The sequence below is a fragment of the Pseudomonas sp. Y39-6 genome, assembly GCF_023651955.1.
In the GTDB taxonomy this organism is placed as follows: domain Bacteria; phylum Pseudomonadota; class Gammaproteobacteria; order Pseudomonadales; family Pseudomonadaceae; genus Aquipseudomonas; species Aquipseudomonas veronii.
In genome coordinates, this window is sequence record NZ_CP069594.1 from 3,333,859 (window position 1) to 3,350,752 (window position 16,894).

14 protein-coding genes and 2 pseudogenes are annotated in these 16,894 nt (G+C 62.7%); 9 read left to right on the forward strand and 7 right to left on the reverse strand.

Annotated elements, in window-relative coordinates; all coding sequences use genetic code 11:
• Positions 1–6: 6 nt before the first annotated feature.
• Together JN756_RS15170 and xylB are read left to right on the forward strand one after the other, a co-directional pair.
• The gene (locus JN756_RS15170; RefSeq protein ID WP_201022226.1) at positions 7–999 is read left to right on the forward strand and encodes a LacI family DNA-binding transcriptional regulator; all 993 of its coding nucleotides are present in this window, start codon (positions 7–9) and stop codon (positions 997–999) included.
• A 16-nt stretch (positions 1,000–1,015) separates the two neighbouring features.
• Entirely contained in the window at positions 1,016–2,476 is a 1,461-nt protein-coding gene (gene xylB, locus JN756_RS15175; RefSeq protein WP_201022227.1) for a xylulokinase, read from the forward strand.
• Positions 2,477–2,578: 102 nt separating this feature from the next.
• On the opposite strand, the gene JN756_RS15180 is transcribed toward xylB, so the two are convergent.
• Positions 2,579–3,019, reverse strand: coding sequence for an Lrp/AsnC family transcriptional regulator (locus JN756_RS15180; protein ID WP_201022228.1), 441 nt, complete (start codon positions 3,017–3,019; stop codon positions 2,579–2,581).
• Positions 3,020–3,128: 109 nt separating this feature from the next.
• On the opposite strand from JN756_RS15180, the gene JN756_RS15185 reads away from it, so the two are divergent.
• Complete coding sequence (locus tag JN756_RS15185; protein WP_057004079.1) at positions 3,129–4,022, forward strand: DMT family transporter; 894 nt, start codon at positions 3,129–3,131, stop codon at positions 4,020–4,022.
• Between the two features lie 40 nt (positions 4,023–4,062).
• Here JN756_RS15185 and JN756_RS15190 read toward each other — a convergent pair whose 3' ends face one another.
• Together JN756_RS15190 and JN756_RS15195 are read right to left on the reverse strand one after the other, a co-directional pair.
• A complete protein-coding gene (locus JN756_RS15190) occupies positions 4,063–6,051 on the reverse strand; it encodes a peptidase U32 family protein (RefSeq protein ID WP_057004080.1) in 1,989 nt (662 codons plus the stop codon).
• A gap of 139 nt (positions 6,052–6,190) precedes the next feature.
• Entirely contained in the window at positions 6,191–6,571 is a 381-nt protein-coding gene (locus tag JN756_RS15195; RefSeq protein ID WP_046383374.1) for a RidA family protein, read from the reverse strand.
• 199 nt (positions 6,572–6,770) lie between these two features.
• Between JN756_RS15195 and JN756_RS32410 the strand changes: the two are divergent.
• Positions 6,771–7,538 (forward strand): annotated as a pseudogene (locus JN756_RS32410) (PAS domain-containing protein); the annotation flags it as partial.
• A 111-nt stretch (positions 7,539–7,649) separates the two neighbouring features.
• A pseudogene (locus JN756_RS32415) lies at positions 7,650–8,126 on the forward strand (methyl-accepting chemotaxis protein); the annotation flags it as partial.
• Positions 8,127–8,146: 20 nt separating this feature from the next.
• Here the strand turns inward: JN756_RS32415 and JN756_RS15205 are convergent.
• Both JN756_RS15205 and JN756_RS15210 read right to left on the reverse strand, forming a co-directional pair.
• Complete coding sequence (locus JN756_RS15205) at positions 8,147–9,016, reverse strand: oxaloacetate decarboxylase (RefSeq protein WP_046383376.1); 870 nt, start codon at positions 9,014–9,016, stop codon at positions 8,147–8,149.
• Positions 9,017–9,163: 147 nt separating this feature from the next.
• The gene (locus JN756_RS15210) at positions 9,164–10,066 is read right to left on the reverse strand and encodes a GGDEF domain-containing protein (protein ID WP_017845750.1); all 903 of its coding nucleotides are present in this window, start codon (positions 10,064–10,066) and stop codon (positions 9,164–9,166) included.
• A gap of 188 nt (positions 10,067–10,254) precedes the next feature.
• Here JN756_RS15210 and JN756_RS15215 point away from each other — a divergent pair, with 188 nt between their 5' ends.
• The 3 genes from JN756_RS15215 (at position 10,255) to JN756_RS15225 (ending at position 12,503) form a co-directional block, all read left to right on the forward strand.
• The gene (locus JN756_RS15215) at positions 10,255–11,169 is read left to right on the forward strand and encodes a universal stress protein (RefSeq protein ID WP_017845751.1); all 915 of its coding nucleotides are present in this window, start codon (positions 10,255–10,257) and stop codon (positions 11,167–11,169) included.
• A gap of 51 nt (positions 11,170–11,220) precedes the next feature.
• Complete coding sequence (locus JN756_RS15220; RefSeq protein ID WP_108524062.1) at positions 11,221–12,141, forward strand: universal stress protein; 921 nt, start codon at positions 11,221–11,223, stop codon at positions 12,139–12,141.
• A gap of 110 nt (positions 12,142–12,251) precedes the next feature.
• Positions 12,252–12,503, forward strand: coding sequence for an Lpp/OprI family alanine-zipper lipoprotein (locus JN756_RS15225; RefSeq protein WP_017845753.1), 252 nt, complete (start codon positions 12,252–12,254; stop codon positions 12,501–12,503).
• A gap of 13 nt (positions 12,504–12,516) precedes the next feature.
• Here the strand turns inward: JN756_RS15225 and JN756_RS15230 are convergent, their stop codons facing one another.
• Together JN756_RS15230 and JN756_RS15235 are read right to left on the reverse strand one after the other, a co-directional pair.
• Positions 12,517–13,500, reverse strand: coding sequence for a zinc-dependent alcohol dehydrogenase family protein (locus JN756_RS15230; protein ID WP_102617453.1), 984 nt, complete (start codon positions 13,498–13,500; stop codon positions 12,517–12,519).
• A gap of 30 nt (positions 13,501–13,530) precedes the next feature.
• Positions 13,531–14,160 carry a helix-turn-helix domain-containing protein gene (locus JN756_RS15235; protein ID WP_017845755.1) on the reverse strand — a complete coding sequence of 210 codons (630 nt, stop codon included), beginning with the start codon at positions 14,158–14,160 and terminating at the stop codon, positions 13,531–13,533.
• A gap of 362 nt (positions 14,161–14,522) precedes the next feature.
• On the opposite strand from JN756_RS15235, the gene JN756_RS15240 reads away from it, so the two are divergent.
• A complete protein-coding gene (locus JN756_RS15240) occupies positions 14,523–16,892 on the forward strand; it encodes a phosphoketolase family protein (protein WP_201022229.1) in 2,370 nt (789 codons plus the stop codon).
• Positions 16,893–16,894 lie beyond the last annotated feature (2 nt).

A 16,894-nucleotide genomic window follows, 5' to 3' on the forward strand; every position in this document is an offset into this window, starting at 1 on the left:
AGCGCCGTGGTCACCATGGATGACGTCGCAAGCAGAGCGGGGGTGTCGACGTCAACGGTGTCCCATGTGTTGAACGGCACCCGCAAGGTCAGCCCGGCCACGGTGCAAGCGGTGCAGCGCGCGATCCAGGAACTGGGTTATATCCCCAACACCCTGGCGCGTTCGCTGGCGCGTTCGAGCACCAACACCATCGGCGTGGCGATCTCGGCGCTGTCCAATCATTACTTCAGCGAAACCGTACACGCGATCGAAACCGAGTGTGCCAAGCACGGCTACATGATGCTGTTCGTCGATACCCACGACGACCCGGAGCAGGAGCTGCGGGTGGTCACGGCGCTGCATCACCGGCGCGTCGACGGCATTGTATTGGCGCCCTCGAACGGTTCGCTGGCCCTGGAGTATCTGCGGGCCAGCGAGATTCCGGCGGTGCTGGTGGACCGGATGATGAGTGAACAATTCGATCAGGTCGGGGTGGCGAATACCCAGCCCACCCAGGCGCTGATTGCCCACCTGATCGCCCATGGGCATCGCCGAATCGGCTTCATCGCCGGGCGCCTGGGGTTCAGCACCACGGATGAACGGGTGGCCGGTTACCGCGCGGCATTGGCGGCCGCGGGGCTGGCGTTCGATCCGCAACTGCTGGTCAACGGCGGCTCCAACACCGAACCGGCACGCCAGGCCACGGTGCAGTTACTGGGCCTGGCTGCGCCGCCGACCGCGATCATGGCCGGCAACAACCTGATGACCCTCGGCGCCATGCAGGCCTTGCGCGATGCACATATCGAAGTGCCGGCGCAGATGGCGCTGGTGGGCTTCGATGATTTTGATTGGGCGGATTTCTTTGTGCCGCGCCTGACATTGATCGCCCAGCCGGTCCAGGCGCTCGGCGCTCGTGCGGTCAACCTGTTACTGCAACGCATGGCCGCACCCGATGCGCCGACCCGCAGTGTGCGTCTGGAGCCGAACCTGCAAATACGTAACTCCTGTGGCTGTGATTGATTGGAATGACACGCGTATGAACACTGCTGTTTCCCTCGGCATCGACCTGGGCACCTCGGAACTCAAAGCCATCCTGATGGACGCCAGCGGCGCGGTGCTGGCTCAGGCCGGCGTGCGCTTGAGCGTCTCGCGCCGGCACCCCGGCTGGTCCGAACAGGCGCCGCAAGACTGGTGGCAAGCCTGTTTGCAGGCGCTGGATGTGTTGCGCGCTCATGAATCGTTTGCCGGTGTGGCGTGCATCGGCCTGTCTGGGCAAATGCACGGCGCGGTATTGCTGGGGGATGACAACCGCGTGTTATACCCGGCGATTCTGTGGGACGACTCGCGCGCGGTGGCCGAAGCGGCACAGCTCGGCCCAGGGTTTGCCGACGTCACCGGCAGCTTGCCCATGGCCGGCTTGACCGCGCCGAAACTGCTCTGGCTGCAACGGCATGAGCCCGAAGTGTTCAAGGCCATCGATTGCGTGTTGTCGCCCAAGGATTACCTGCGCCTGCGCTTGAGTGGGGAGCGCGTCAGCGAGATGTCCGATGCGGCCGGAACGCTGTGGCTGGACGTGGCCAATCGTCAATGGTTCAGCCCCATGCTGCGGGCCACCGGCCTGGCGCCGGAACAAATGCCCAGGCTGGTGGAGGGCGGTGCGGCAAGCGCGTGTCTGACCGCCCGCGAGCTGGGTTTGCGCGCCGAGGTGGTGATTGCCGGCGGCGGTGGCGACAACCCGGTTGCGGCGGTCGGCATCGGCGCGATCAATGCCGGCGACGGTTTCATCACGTTGGGCACCAGCGCGGCGATTGTCGCGATCACCGACCATGCGGCGGGCAACCCGGCCAGCGCGGTACACAGCTTCTGCCATGCGCTGCCCGACCGTTGGTACACCATGGGCGCGATGCTGGCCGGCGCCAGTTGTTTGCGCTGGGTCACGCGCCTGACGGGCATGCCGGATGAACAGGCGCTGTTGGATCAGGTCCAGGCCCAGTTGCCCATCGGCCAATCGGTGCCGCTGGATACGCCGTTGTTCCTGCCGTACCTGGCCGGCGAACGCACCCCGCATAACGACCCTTTATTACGCGGCGGCTTTATGAACCTGGGCCACGACTGCACCCCGGCGATGCTGGGGTATGCGGTGATGGAAGGTGTGGGTTTTGGCCTGCTCGACGCGTTGCGCGCGGTGCAATCGAGCGGCGCCGACGTCACCGCCTGTGCGCTGGTGGGTGGCGGCGCGCGCAGTGAGTATTGGGCGCAGTTGCTGACCAACATTCTGCAGCGGGAAATCTTCACGCTGCACGGCAGTGAACTGAGCGCGTGCATCGGCGCGGCGAAGTTGGGCTTTTTGGCCATCGGGCAGGGCGCGGCGTTGCTCGCGGCGGGCATGCCGGTCAAGGCGCGGTATGTACCGGACGTGGCGCAACAGCCGGTGCTGGAGGCGCGTTATCGCAAGTTTCAGGGGCTGTTGGGCGCGGCCAAGGCTCTGCACGACTGACTTGATCCGGCCCTGTGGGAGGGAGTTTGCTCCCGATAGCGGAGTGTCAGTCACCGCATAAGTGCCTGAACCACTGCTATCCCCACCTAAGGTTTGTCGGTGTTAGTCAGCCAGCGGTGGCAGGCGCCGCTTCACTGGGGTTTTCTTGACGATGGCGGTGTTGGTCTCGGCATAGGCGTTGAGTCGATCCAGCAGGCTGTCGAGGTGGTCCATGGTGCGTACATGCAGGCGTGCGATGAAGCAGTCCTCGCCGGTGACTTTGTCGCATTCGGTGAATTCGGGGATGGCCTGGATCTGCCGCTCCACTTCCTGCAATTGGCCGGGCAGGGGACGGATACGCACGATGGCTTGCAGCAGGTAGCCGAAGTGTTTGGGGTCGATGTCGACCGTGTAGTGGGTCAGCACGCCGCGCTCTTCCAGGCGGCGCAGGCGTTCGCCGACGCTGGGCGAGGACAGGCCGGTGATGCCGGCCAGGGCCTTGAGGGACAGCCGGGAGTCGTCCATCAAAGCGCCGATCAGTTGTTGGTCGATGGTGTCGATCATGGTGTGCGCCTAATAAATAAAGGTCATTGAGGCTTTTCGCCTTTTTTAGGCGCTGGAGCCGCGGCGAACCAGCTTGCCATAATTGAGCCTCACTTGAGGAGTCTCAATCATGGATACATCCATCCGTCGCGGGTCGTGGGAAATGGTCGCCGCCATGCTGATCTCGGGCACCATTGGCTGGTTTGTACTGGTGTCGGGCGTATCGGTGCTCGAAGTGGTGTTCTGGCGCTGCGTGATCGGGGCGCTGACATTATTGCTGGTGTGCGCGCTGCTCGGGTATCTGCGCCGGGACTTGCTCAGTTGGGCCGGGCTCGGCCTGGCGATGCTCAGCGGAGTGGCCATTGTCGGCAACTGGTTGCTGCTGTTCGAATCGTATTCCCGCGCGTCCATCGCCATCAGCACTGCGGTGTACAACGTGCAGCCGTTCATGTTGGTGATGCTGGCGGCGCTGTTTCTCGGTGAAAAGCTCAGCGTGCCGAAGCTGGCGTGGCTGAGTGTGGCATTCCTCGGGATGCTGGCGATTGTCAGCGCCCATGGCAATCAGCCAACCGGCGACGATTACCTGGCCGGTATCGCCCTGGCCCTCGGCGCGGCGTTTCTGTATGCGCTTGCCGCGCTGATCATCAAGCGCCTGAAGGCAGTACCGCCGCATTTGATCGCGCTGATCCAGGTCACGACCGGTGCGTTGTTACTGGCGCCGCTGGTGCCGTGGCACAGTCTGCCGGTGGCGCACAACGCCTGGGCGGCCTTGTTGACGCTCGGGGTGGTACACACCGGTTTGATGTATGTGTTGCTGTACGGGGCGATCCAGAAGTTGCCGACGGCCATCACCGGCGCGTTGTCGTTTATCTACCCGATTGCGGCGATTCTGGTCGACTGGATTGCCTTCGGGCATCGCCTGGGTTGGCTGCAATGGCTGGGTGTCGCGGCGATTCTGTTGGCTGCCGCCGGGTTGCAAAGGGGCTGGTGGTGGCGCCCCAAAGCTGTGGTGCAAGTGCAGTGATCGAGAGCGGGCGCGCCGTTGCAGCGCGCCCGCGGTTCGATCAATGCGGCGCGCGCGGGATGGTCTTGAGCAGATCGTCCGGGCTGATGTAGCCGACCACGCTGCCTGGCTGCGGCAACCCGAGGATGTGCCCCTTGATCTTGCCCACCACATGCATTTCGCAAGGCTTGCAGTCGAATTTCAGGGTCAGCACTTCATCGCCATGGATCAACTGCATCGGCGCAACCTTGGTCTTCACCCCCGTCACGCCCTTGGCCTGTTTGGGGCAGAGGTTGAACGAGAAACGCAGGCAGTGCTTGGTGATCATCACCGGCACTTCACCGGTTTCTTCGTGGGCTTCGAAGGCCGCGTCGATCAGTTTCACGCCGTGGCGGTGGTAGAAATCCCGGGCCTTCTGGTTATACACGTTGGCCAGGAACGACAGGTGCGCTTCCGGGTACACCGGCGGCGGGCTGGTTTCGGCCTTGCGCCCACCACGCGGGTGAGCGTCGATGCGCGCCGCTGTCAGCGCTTCGATCACTTCACGGCGCGCGGCCTTGAGCTGCGAGTTGGGGATGAAGAACGCCTGCGGCGCATCCAGCTCGATGGCGGTGGCGTGGTATTCGGTGGTGCCCAGTTGGCCGAGCAGGTCACGCAGGGTGTCCAGCGCCTGTTCCGGCTTGTTGGCCGCGCCGAACGGGCCGGGCAGGGCGACGCTGGCGGTGATGCCTTCTTCGCTGGTGGCGTTCAGTTCCAGGCGCTCTTCGCGCAGTCGGGCGACCCACGACAGGCCGATCCGGCGCTCGGCGGAGGTTTTGAGCAGCGCCTGTTGCCAGTTGTGGTCGAGGTTGCGGTTCAGCGGGTGGTTGGGGCGCAACTGATGCAGGCCGGCCGGCATTTCGTTCGGCTCGACGCGATAGCGGTAGCGCTTCTCGCCGTCTTCCTCGAACTCGCCCTTGGCCTCGGCGATATTGGCGCGGAAACCCACCACTTCACGCTTGACCAGCACATTCAGGCCGTCGCCGTTGGACAGCGGCTCATGGGTGATCACTTGCAGGTCGCGTTTGCCGGCTTTTTCCACCACGCCCACCGGCAGGCCGGTGAAGGTCGGGGTGTCGAAGGCGCCGATGTCGATCTTGCGGTCGCTGACGAAATAGTCGGTGCTGCCCCGGTGGAAGGTCTTTTCCGGGTCGGGCAGGAAGAAATGCGCGGTCCGGCCGCTGGAAGCGCGGGCCAGGTCGGGGCGGTCTTCGAGGATCTCGTCGAGGCGCTGGCGGTAATAGGCGGTGATGTTCTTCACATAGCCCATGTCCTTGTAGCGCCCTTCGATCTTGAACGAGCGAACACCGGCATCGACCAGGGCGCGCAGGTTGGCGCTCTGGTTGTTGTCTTTCATCGACAGCAGGTGCTTTTCAAAGGCGACGACGCGGCCTTGATCGTCTTTGAGGGTGTACGGCAGGCGGCACGCCTGGGAACAGTCGCCGCGGTTGGCGCTGCGGCCGTTCTGCGCGTGGGAGATATTGCACTGCCCGGAGAACGCCACGCACAGGGCGCCGTGGATGAAGAACTCGATAGCGGCATCGGTTTCATCGGCAATGGCGCGGATTTCCTGCAGGTTCAGCTCGCGGGCCAATACCAGCTGCGAGAAGCCTGCCTGGTCGAGAAACTTGGCGCGGCCCAGGGTGCGGATGTCGGTCTGGGTGCTGGCGTGCAGCTCGATCGGCGGGATATCCAGCTCCATCACGCCCAGGTCTTGCACGATCAACGCGTCGACGCCAGCGTCGTAGAGCTGATGGATCAGCTTGCGCGCCGGTTCCAGTTCGTTGTCATGCAAGATGGTGTTGAGGGTGGTGAAGACGCGGGCGTGGTAGCGCCGGGCGAATTCGACCAACTGCGCGATATCGCTGACCTCGTTGCAGGCGTTGTGGCGGGCGCCGAAGCTTGGGCCGCCGATGTAGATGGCGTCGGCGCCATGCAGGATGGCCTCGCGCGCGATGGCGACATCGCGGGCAGGGCTGAGCAATTCCAGGTGATGCTTGGGCAAGGACATAATTTTTTTAGTCAGGCTTGTCACGGTCGAGGCGCGCATTGTAGCCGTGAAACGCCTGACCGGCACCTACCGCAGGGCCGCCGGCGGGCTTGGCCTGCAAGGTGCCAGGCCAATGACGGGTGTTTCAATCGACGCGGGTTCAGGCCTTGGCGGCCATCGCGGTGACTTCCACGCGCATGCCTTCCACCGCCAGGGCCGCCACGCCAACTGCGGCACGCACCGGCCACGGCTTGGCGAAGAAGCGCTTGTAGACCTCGTTGAACGCCGCGCGGTCGGCCATGTCGGTCAGGTAGATGGTCAGGTGCATCACCCGGTCCATGGAACTGCCGGCGCGTTCAAGGGCGACTTTCAGGGCTTGCAGGGTGCATTCGCTTTGCGCGGTGATGTCGCCCAGTTCCAGGCTACCGTCGGCGCGGGTCGGGATCTGGGTGGAGACCAGGATGCCGTTGAAGCCGATCACGTCGGAGGAAATCGAGTCGGCATCCGGATCAGGGGTGAAGGACAGGTCGTGGTTGGCCATGACGTTCTCTTGGCAGGGAAAAGGGCCGCCAATTTAAACACAGGGGGCGCGAGGATCAGTACTCTTCGGCGTTGCAGGCGTGGCGAGCGACGGGTATTTGACGTCAAATGATATTTATTTTTCATCGGTCAAGTCCGGTATTTATTGGCCGATAGCGCAGGAGATAACCCCCGATTCCACGCACGGCTGAGGCTACGTCATGTTCAATCACACACTAAAAACAGAACTGGCGGCCAGGAGGGCCGAAGTCGCTGAATACCAAGGATTGATTGCCGCGCTTGAGCGCTCCATGGCCGTGGTCGAATTCGACCTCAATGGCAAGGTGTTGCGCGCCAATGACAACTTTATGAAAACCCTGGGTTACAGCAGCGCTCAATTGGCCGGCAAGACCCACCGTGATTTTTGCCCGTCGGCGCTGACCAGCAGCCCTGCCTATGCCGAGTTCTGGCAGGAACTCAGGGCCGGCAAGTTCGTCTCGGGCACATTCAAGCGCGTGGACGCCCACGGCAAGATCATCTGGCTGGAGGCCAGCTACAACCCGGTGCTGGATGAGCGTGGCCAGGTCGTGAAAGTGGTCAAGTACGCCCTCGACGTCACGCGCAAAGTGGAGCAGGAGGCGGCGACCCGCAGCAAGCTGGCTGCGCTGGACCGGGCGATGGCCGTGATCGAGTTCGACTTGAACGGGCAAGTGCTCGATGCCAACGAGAATTTCCTCGCGGTCATGGGGTATTCACTGACGGAACTCAAAGGCAAACATCACCGTATGTTTTGCGAACCGACCCAGGTCAACAGCCCTGAGTACGCCGACTTCTGGCGGCGCTTGAACAATGGTGAATTCTTCACCGGGCAATTCAAGCGTATCGGCAAGCACGGCCGCGTGGTGTGGCTGGAAGCGAGTTACAACCCGGTGTATGACGGCGACGGCAAGCTGATCAAAATCGTCAAGTTCGCCAGCGACATCAGCGAGCGCGTCGAGAAGTTCGAGGAGGATTCACGCGGTGCTTCCCGCGCTTACCATATTTCCTCGGAAACCGAGCGATTCGCCGAACATGGCACCCAGGTGATCCACGAAACCGCCAGTGAAATGCGCCGCATTGCCGAAAACATCGGCGCCTCCGCACGTCTGGTGGGGCAACTGGGCGATCGTTCCGAGCAGATCACTGCGATCGTCAATACCATTCGCGGTATTGCCGACCAGACCAACCTGCTGGCGCTCAACGCCGCCATCGAGGCCGCGCGCGCGGGCGATCAGGGCCGTGGTTTTGCGGTGGTGGCCGATGAGGTCAGGCAACTGGCGGGGCGCACCAGCCGTTCGACTGCCGAGATTGCCGAGATGATCGGCCTGATTCTGTCGGAAACCCGTGACGCGGTCGCCAGCATGAGCGCGACCCAGGAAGGCGCGCAACGTGGCGTCAGCCTGGCCGACCAGGCGGGTTCGGTGATTCTGCAGATCCGCACCAGCACCAGCGATGCGGTGCAAGCCGTGAGCATGTTTGCGTCAAAGCTGGATGAGTCGGAGGTGGTTCCGAAAACCGCTGTCGGCTGGGTCGGCTAGACGCGCACCCGGGGTCAGTCTCACTCCTCTACATCCATGAACTCTTTGGCCCAGGCCACGTAGCTCTCCGGCAGGGTGTAGGTGTGAGTAAGCTCGGTGGCACTGAGGTTCGAGGTGCTGTGGGTGAGCTGACGTTGGGCGCGCAGGCTGTCGTAGGTGGCCTTGATCGCCGCGAAGTAGGCGCCGTGGCCGGCCACCACGATGCGTACTCCCAGGCTTGCCAGGCGCTGGCTGTCATTGAGTTTCGGGTTGCCGTAGGTCACCAGCATCAAGGGCACCGTGAGTTGTTGCGCAATCTGCTCAAGGTGCTCGAAGTCGCTGACACCCACCATGCAGATCCCATCGGCACCGGCTTTTTCATAGGCCAGGGTGCGTTCGATCACGGCCTCGGTCGGCAACACCTTCGCGTTAGTGCGGGCGATGATGGACAGCTCGGGGTCGACCCGTGCTTCAAGGGCGGCCCTGACTTTGCCGATGCCTTCCTCGATGGAAATCAGATCGGTCGATTTGCGCCCGAACTGTGCCGGCAACAGCGTGTCTTCAATCGTCAGTGCCGCAACGCCTGCGCGTTCCAGCTCCGCGACGGTACGCATGACATTCAGGGCATTGCCATAGCCGTGGTCGGCATCGGCAATCACCGGCAACTGCGCAACGCGGCCGATCCGGGTGGCCTGTTCAGCGAACTCACTCAAGGTGATCAACGCAAAATCGGGTGCCGCCAGTACCTGCAGCGAAGCGACCGAGCCCCCCAGAATGCCGACCTCGAAGCCCAGGTCGGCGGCGATACGCGCCGACATCGGGTCGAACACAGAGGCCGTCTCAACGCACAGTGGCGTAGCAAGCAGTTCACGGAAATTACGACGCAGGGCTGAGTGGGACACTTTGGGCATGATCTTTCCTGGTTCTGGTCATTGTCGACTGACGATCAATGCCTATTCATAGTCGTAAGAGATTACCACGCCACAAAACCCAGGATTATGACGTTTGAGAATGGGCTATGCCCACCGCACATACGGTGGGCGCGAGGTGTGCGCCGTTCAGTCGGCAGGCTGGCTAAGCAGGTTGAAATGACAGGCGCTGCCACCGCGTCGTTTAGCCTGGTACATCGCGTCGTCGGCCCGTGCGAGCAGTTGCTCGACGCTTGCCCCGTCCCATGGATACAGGCTGATGCCGACGCTGATGTGTGTGTTCAGGCGGTGGGCATCGATCATGAACGGCTGGTTGATTGCGCCGATCAATTTATCGGCCAACACCTCGACCTGCCTGGCGTGGTCCATGCCGGTCACCAGGATCGCAAACTCGTCGCCGCTCAAACGGCCGACGACATCGGACCTGCGCACCGACTGGCTGAGGCGTTCGGCCACCGCCACCAGCAATTTGTCGCCGCATGCATGCCCATGGGTGTCGTTGACCGCTTTGAAACGGTCCAGGTCGATAAACATCAACGCCAGCGGCTGTTGCTGCTGGGTGGCATGACTCATCGCTTGATTGAGCAGGCTCAGAAACAGGCTGCGGTTGGGCAAACCGGTCAGTCCGTCATGGAACGCCAGTTGTTGCATGCGCGCACGTTCTTCGTCCATCACCTTGAAGTTGTGCAGGATCGCGATGAAGTGCGTGACCACGCCCTGCGGGTCGAGCACCGGGGTAATGACCTGATTGATCGTACAGTTGGAGCCGTCCTTGCGGCGCTCGACCATCTCACCCTGCCAGGTCAGGCCCGCCATGATGGTCATCCACAGTTCCCGATAGAACGTGGTGGTTTGCCGTCCCGACGACAAAAGGTGCGGGGTTTTACCGACCAGCTCCAGCTTGGAATAGCCACTCAACAGGCTGAACGCTCGGTTGATCCACACAATGCAACCCGATCTCTCGGTGATCAGCACCGGGTTTGTCGCCGCGTCCAACGCCCTCACCAACACTTGCTGCTCATCTTCGATCATGGTGCCCTCCGACGGAGCCGGTGACGCTGCAAGTCTTGATGCAGGCTAGGGGCAAGGGGCCTGGCGGCTGTTGATGAAAATCAACTTTTGCGGGCACCAACTGATAAAGATCAAGTAGCCGCTGAGCCGGAACGCTCAATCTGAAGGCCTATCCACCGAATCAGATGGCCGCGTGCCGAGGTGCCCCCATGTTGCAGACTCAGCGTTTACTGTTGATTGCCCCTTCGTCCATGACCCGCACACCGGCGTTCGATCGTGCAGCTGCCTTGGCGCGCGCGATGCAGTTGCCGTTGCATATCGTGGCATTCGACTATTTGCAGGCCCTGGCGATCGCCGGGCTGTTTGCGCCCGAACAGATCAATCGGGCCCGGGAAGGGTACCTGGACACCCATCGCCACTGGCTCGCCGAGCAGGCCGAGGTAATGCGCCAGCGCGGGGTCGAGGTCACCAGCGAAGTAGTCTGGGTGCATCATCCTTATGAGGAAATCCTGCATTTCGTCAACGAGATGTCGCTGGCCCTGATCATCAAGGATGCCGAGGAAGAGCCAGCGTTGAAACGGGTGTTCTTCACCCCGCTGGATTGGCAACTGCTGCGCGACTGCCCGGTGCCGGTGCATCTGGTCACCGACTCGCGCCACCCGTTGCCACGCAAGGTGCTGGCGATTGTCGATGTGTTGCGCAGCGAGGAGCAGGACCAGATCTTCAACGACCAGATTGTCGAAGCGGCGGTCAAGCTGGCCGCGCAATGCCAGGCCCAGCTCGAGTTGCTGCATGTGTACGACTGGGCCGCGGTGTATGCCAAGGACATGGGCTTCGGCGCGGTGCCCCTGGCCGCCGGGCTCTATGAGTCGTTGAATGAAGCCCAGCATGAGGCGTTTGCCGCGTTGGCCGAGCGCCAGGGGATTCCCGTCGAGCATCGGCACTTTATCGAGGGCACGCCGCTCTTCAACATTTGCGACTTCGCCCGCGATCACCAGATCGACATCATCGTCATGGGCACCGTGCAGCACTGGGGCTTGAACAAGCTGTTGGGCACTACCGCCGAAAGCCTGCTGCACCACGCGCCGTGCAGCATGTGGGCGATCAAACCGACGCGCAGTTGATGAAGGATTGAACCTGGCGCCAGGACCAACCGGTGCCCGACGAGGTGCGAAATGAGCCAATATCAACGTCTGTTGCTGATCACCGACCGTTCGTTGTATCACTCCCCGGCGCTGCTGCGCGCGGTGGCCCTGGCCAAGGCCAGCGGCGCGGCGCTCGATATCAGGGCGTTTATCGAACCTGCGCCGATCATTCATTTGTGGGAAGAACACGTCGATGAGTCGGCTTTTCAGGACTACCTGCACCGCTATCGCGATTGGCTGATCGACGAAGTCCAGCGCCTGGGCGGTAACGGGCTGAAGGTGACGGTTGAATTGCTCTTCACCACCCACCCTGTGCTGGAGATCCTGCGCACGATCGCCGATCTGAACCCGGACCTGGTGATCAAGGACGTGAAGCTGGAGCCGGTTCTCAAGCGCATATTCATCACCCCGCTCGATTGCCACCTGCTGCGCGAGTGCCCGACCCCCCTGCATCTGGTGAGTCAGGCGCGCTACGGTTTGCCCCATCGCGTAGTGGCGGCCGTCGATCCGTTCGAGCCCGGCACGCAGATCAGCGGTCTGAACGACACCATCATTCAGTGCGCCTACTCCATGGCCCTGCAATGCGATGCGCCGCTGCATCTGTTGTACGCCTATGACCTGTCACCGGCATTCAACGGTGATGCGCCGATGGCCATGGGCGGTTGGAACGTGGACTTCGCCGAAGAGCTGCGCCAGTCGTTGCACCAGGCGTTCGTGACCTTGGCCGACCGTTATGGCGTACCGCCGGAAAGACGGCACTTTGTCATGGGCCAGCCAGTGCCGGTGATTCAGGAGTTTGTCGAGCAATTCCAGGCCGACGTGGTGGTCATGGGGACTGCTCACCGGGTCGGGCTCGACCGACTGATCGGCAGCAACACCGAACGGGCGCTGTATTCGGTGCCGGGCAGCATTTTAGCGATCCGCCAGCCGGGAAGCGACGTCAAGGGCTAGCCCGGCCGCTGATCCTTTATTGACAAAGGTCAGAGGCTCGGCGGGCTCACGCCGGATACTGAAAATGTGCGTTGTTGATTTCTTACCGCGATGAATCGAGGGGAAACACCATGAACCGCTACCTGTCCGTTTCACTGTTGGCGCTGGTATTGGCAACGTCCGCCGGGTGCAGTCAACATGTCAAGGAGCTTGAGGCTCGCCTGGACTCCGCGGAAAACAATGCCGCCACGGCGCGCCTGCGCGCTGACGAAGCCTACCTCAAGGCGGAGCAGGCGATGGCGCTGGCCAACCAGGCCCAGCGCACCGCTGACGAAGCCAACGAAAGAGCGATCCATATGCTGACCAGCGCGACCCGCAAATAGCCGCTGCTGCGTGTTATGGGGTCAGCACGATCGCGCCGTTGAACTGCCCGCTGCGCAGGTGCGCGAGTGCCTGATTGGCGTCTTCCAGGGCGAAGCGGGTGATGTCGCAGTGGACCGGCGTGTGCTGCACGGTTTGAAAGAACGCCGTGCCGTCCTGTCGGGTCAGGTTCGCCACTGAACGCACGCTGCGTTCGCCCCATAGCAGTCGATAGGGGAAGGCCGGAATATCGCTCATGTGAATCCCGGCGCAAATCACACAGCCGCCCTTGACGGTGGCGGCCAATGCCAGCGGTACAAGCGCTCCGACCGGGGCGAATATCAGGCTGGCATCCAGCAGGTGCGGCGGCAGTTGGTCCGAAGGCCCTGCCCACACAGCGCCCAATGAGCGTGCATAGGCCTGGCCTGCGCTGTCACCCGGGCGGGTGAACGCGTACACCTGTTGCCCGCGGCCCAGCGCCACCTGGATCGCCAGATGGGCGGCCGCACCGAAGCCGTAAAGCCCCAGGTGGGCGGCGTCGGCGGCCATTTGCAAGGCGCGAAAGCCGATCAGGCCGGCACACAACAGGGGCGCGGCTTGAACGTCCGAGAGTGTGTCGGGAATCGGCAGGCAGAAGCGTTCGTCCGCCACCGTGTATTCAGCGTAGCCGCCGTCCAGATTGCAGCCGGTGAACAGCGCCTGATCGCAGAGGTTTTCCCGGCCCGATCGACAGAAAGCGCACTCGCCGCAGGTCCAGCCGAGCCACGGCACCCCGACGCGGCGGCCGATCCAGTCAGCCCCGACCGCGGCGCCCACGGCCGTCACTTCACCGACGATTTCATGGCCTGGCACCCGTGGCAGTTGCGCTTGCGGCAACTCGCCATCGACCAGGTGCAGGTCGGTACGGCACACGCCACAGGCCAGGACCTTGATCAACAGCTGCCCGCTTCCGGGTGTCGGGATCGGGCGCTGCTCCAGTTGCAGCGGCTGGCCGGGGGTGTGCAGAACCATCGCACGCATGACGAATCTCCAGGTGTTCGGGCGGTAATGCTAGATCGGTCGGCGGCAGCCCGCGACCAGACGCTTGAGACCTTCCAGGTCCAGGATCGTGACGTTGCGGCCGACGATCTGCGCCAACCCCTGGTCGCGCAGGTGCGCGATGCCGCGGCAGATGGTTTCCAGGCGCAAGCCCAGGTAGGAGCCGATTTCCTCACGGCGCATTTTCAGCACAAAGTGCCTGGCCGAATACCCGCGTGAGCTGAAGCGTTGCGACAGGTTCAGCAGGAACGCGGCCAGGCGTTCATCCGAGCTCATGTTGCCCATCAACATCAGCAGGGTGTGATCCTGCACGATTTCACGGCTCAGCAGCCGCGTGAGGTTGTGCTGCAGCGACGGAAGGTTGCGCGCCAGGCTCTCCAGATGGGCGAAGTGGATGGGGCAGACCTCACTGTCCTCAAGGGCGACCGCCGTGCAGGCGTGTGCATCGTCACTGATGGCGTCCAGGCCGAGCATATCGCCGGAGAGTTGAAAGCCGGTCACTTGTTCACGGCCATCGACAGACACGATGCCGGTCTTGAACGAGCCGGTGCGAACCGTATACAGCGAACGCAAGGGGTCGCCGGTACGGAATAAAGCTGCGCCTTTTTTGACCTTGAAGCGTTGCACCACCAACGCATCCAAGTGGGACACGTCCGGACTATCGAGACCGATCGGCAAGCTGCATGCCGACACGCCGCAACCGGAACATGCCGTTTTGGGGGGGATTACCGGTCTGGGGCAGGAGGTGTGCGGTAGCACCGTCGAGCGACCGACTAAACGCAGGTGATGGGCATTCATGCATGCGCTCCGTCCAGGCATGTGCCTGAGTGATAGAGAGAACGAGGAAAATGCGCTGCCAGCGCTTTTGCTCAATATCCCGAGTTCCTGTTTCAATTGAGCTTCAGCGCCGGCTTTAAGACTTGATATACATCAAGCCTCGCGCAGTTGAGGCACCCAGAATCGACGAACGACAATCCACGGGTCGAGCCTTGACGGAGGGGTGTATGAGCGATTTTTTGAGTGCAGAGGAGCTGGAAGGGCTGGACGCGTATTGGCGGGCGTCCAATTACCTGGCGGTTGGGCAGATCTACCTCAAGAGCAACCCGTTGTTAAAGACACCCTTGACCCTGGCGCACATCAAACCGCGCCTGTTGGGGCATTGGGGCACCACGCCGGGGCTGAATCTGCTCTATACGCACCTCAATCGGCTGATCAACCAGTACGACTTGAACATGCTCTTTGTCGCCGGCCCCGGGCATGGCGGGCCGGCGGTGGTCGCGCAGACCTACCTGGAAGGCACCTACACCGAGTGTTATCCCTCGGTGGAGCGCAATGCCAATGGCCTGCTGCGGCTGTTTCGGCAGTTTTCCTGGCCCTATGGGATTTCCAGCCACGTTTCGGCGCAAATCCCAGGCTCGATCCATGAAGGCGGCGAGCTGGGTTATTGCCTGGCGCACGCCTACGGCGCGGTCTTCGATAACCCGGACCTGATCGTCGCCTGCGTGATCGGCGACGGCGAGGCCGAAACCGGCCCGCTGGCCGCCAGCTGGCACTCCAACAAATTCATCAACCCCGCGCGCGATGGGGCAGTGCTGCCGATCCTGCACCTCAACGGCTACAAGATCGCCAACCCCACGGTCCTGTCCAGGATCAGCGAAGATGAACTGTCGGCGCTGTTGTATGGCTATGGTTACGATGCGTACTTCGTCGAAGGCGATGACCCGGCGCAGGTGCATCAGGAGCTTGCCCGCACCCTTCACACCATGCTGCTGAAAATCCGCGAGATTCAGCACGCGGCGCGCCAGCCCCGGCGGGCCGAGACGCCGGAGCGCCAGCTGTGGCCGGTGCTGGTATTGCGCACGCCCAAGGGCTGGACCGGGCCGAAATTTGTCGATGGCTGTCGGGTCGAAGGCACCTGGCGTGCCCACCAAGTGCCGTTGGCCAACTTTCAGGCGCCGGGGCATGTGCAGCAGCTGGCGGAATGGCTGAACAGCTACCGTCCCGACGAACTGTTCGATGCCGACGGTGCCTTGCTCCCGGAAATCGCTGCGCTGGCGCCCACCGGGCACCGCCGCATGAGCGCCAACCCGCACGCCAACGGCGGGCTGGTATTACGCACGCTCGACTTGCCACGCTTTACCGACTACGCGGTAGCCCTGCCGGCCCCCGGTTGCCTGCGTGCCGAGGCGACCCGGGTATTGGGCAGCTTTTTGCGCGACGTGATGAAAAACGCACAGGGCGCTGCCAACTTCCGCCTGTTGGGCCCGGATGAAACCGCCTCCAATCGCCTGGACGCCGTGTACGAGGTCAGCGCCAAAGCGTGGATGGACCCGTTGGAGGCCGACGACGTGAACCTGGCGGCGGATGGCCGGGTCATGGAGATTCTCAGCGAACACGTGTGTGAGGGCTGGCTCGAAGGCTACCTGCTCACCGGGCGTCATGGCCTGCTGTCGTGTTACGAAGCGTTCATCCATATCGTCGATTCGATGGTCAACCAGCATGCCAAGTGGCTGAAAACTGCGGCCGACGTGCCCTGGCGCAAGCCGCTGGCGTCGCTCAACCTGCTGCTGACGTCCCATGTCTGGCGCCAGGACCACAACGGGTTCTCTCATCAAGACCCCGGCTTCATCGACCTGGTGGCGAACAAGAAGTCCGACGTGGCGCGCATCTACCTGCCGCCGGATGCCAACTGCCTGCTGTCGGTGGCGGATCACTGCCTGCGTAGCCGCAATTACATCAATGTCATCGTGGTGGGCAAGCAGCCGGAGTGGCAGTGGCTGGATATCGACGCGGCCGTGCGTCATTGCCTGGCGGGCATCGGCCGCTGGGACTGGGCCTGCCGCGATGATCAGGAGCCGGACGTGGTCATGGCCTGCGCCGGCGACGTACCGACCCTGGAAACCCTGGCCGCCGTGACATTGCTGCGCGAATACGTGCCGGATCTGCGGGTCAGGGTCATCAATGTGGTGGACCTGATGGTGCTGCAGTCGTCATCGCAGCATCCCCATGGCCTGGCGGATGCCGCCTTCGATGAGTTGTTCACCACCGACAAACCGGTGATTTTTGCCTTCCACGGCTACCCGGCGCTGGTGCACCGGCTGTTGTACAAACGCACCAATCACGACAACTTCCATGTGCGCGGCTTCATCGAGGAGGGCGCCACCACCACCCCGTTCGATATGGCGGTGATCAACAACCTGGATCGCTACCGGTTGGCGTTGGACGTCATCGAGCGCGTGCCCCGGCTGCACGAGCAACGTCACACCGCGCAGGCGCGCTACTGGGCGATGATGGAGAAACACAAGCTGTACCTGATCGAACACGGCGAAGACTTGCCCGAGGTGCTGAACTGGCAATGGACCCCGGCCGGCTAGGG

Bases quoted from the DNA above. Each gene is read 5' to 3' on its own strand.
- JN756_RS15220 (WP_108524062.1), top strand. From the start codon at position 11,221: ATGAGCCAATATCAACGTCTGTTGCTGATCACCGACCGTTCGTTGTAT.
- xylB (WP_201022227.1), top strand. From the start codon at position 1,016: ATGAACACTGCTGTTTCCCTCGGCATCGACCTGGGCACCTCGGAACTC.
- JN756_RS15230 (WP_102617453.1), bottom strand. From the start codon at position 13,500: ATGCGTGCGATGGTTCTGCACACCCCCGGCCAGCCGCTGCAACTGGAG.
- JN756_RS15195 (WP_046383374.1), bottom strand. From the start codon at position 6,571: ATGGCCAACCACGACCTGTCCTTCACCCCTGATCCGGATGCCGACTCG.
- JN756_RS15190 (WP_057004080.1), bottom strand. From the start codon at position 6,051: ATGTCCTTGCCCAAGCATCACCTGGAATTGCTCAGCCCTGCCCGCGAT.
- JN756_RS15210 (WP_017845750.1), bottom strand. From the start codon at position 10,066: ATGATCGAAGATGAGCAGCAAGTGTTGGTGAGGGCGTTGGACGCGGCG.
- JN756_RS15225 (WP_017845753.1), top strand. From the start codon at position 12,252: ATGAACCGCTACCTGTCCGTTTCACTGTTGGCGCTGGTATTGGCAACG.
- JN756_RS15215 (WP_017845751.1), top strand. From the start codon at position 10,255: ATGTTGCAGACTCAGCGTTTACTGTTGATTGCCCCTTCGTCCATGACC.
- JN756_RS15185 (WP_057004079.1), top strand. From the start codon at position 3,129: ATGGATACATCCATCCGTCGCGGGTCGTGGGAAATGGTCGCCGCCATG.
- JN756_RS15180 (WP_201022228.1), bottom strand. From the start codon at position 3,019: ATGATCGACACCATCGACCAACAACTGATCGGCGCTTTGATGGACGAC.
- JN756_RS15205 (WP_046383376.1), bottom strand. From the start codon at position 9,016: ATGCCCAAAGTGTCCCACTCAGCCCTGCGTCGTAATTTCCGTGAACTG.
- JN756_RS15240 (WP_201022229.1), top strand. From the start codon at position 14,523: ATGAGCGATTTTTTGAGTGCAGAGGAGCTGGAAGGGCTGGACGCGTAT.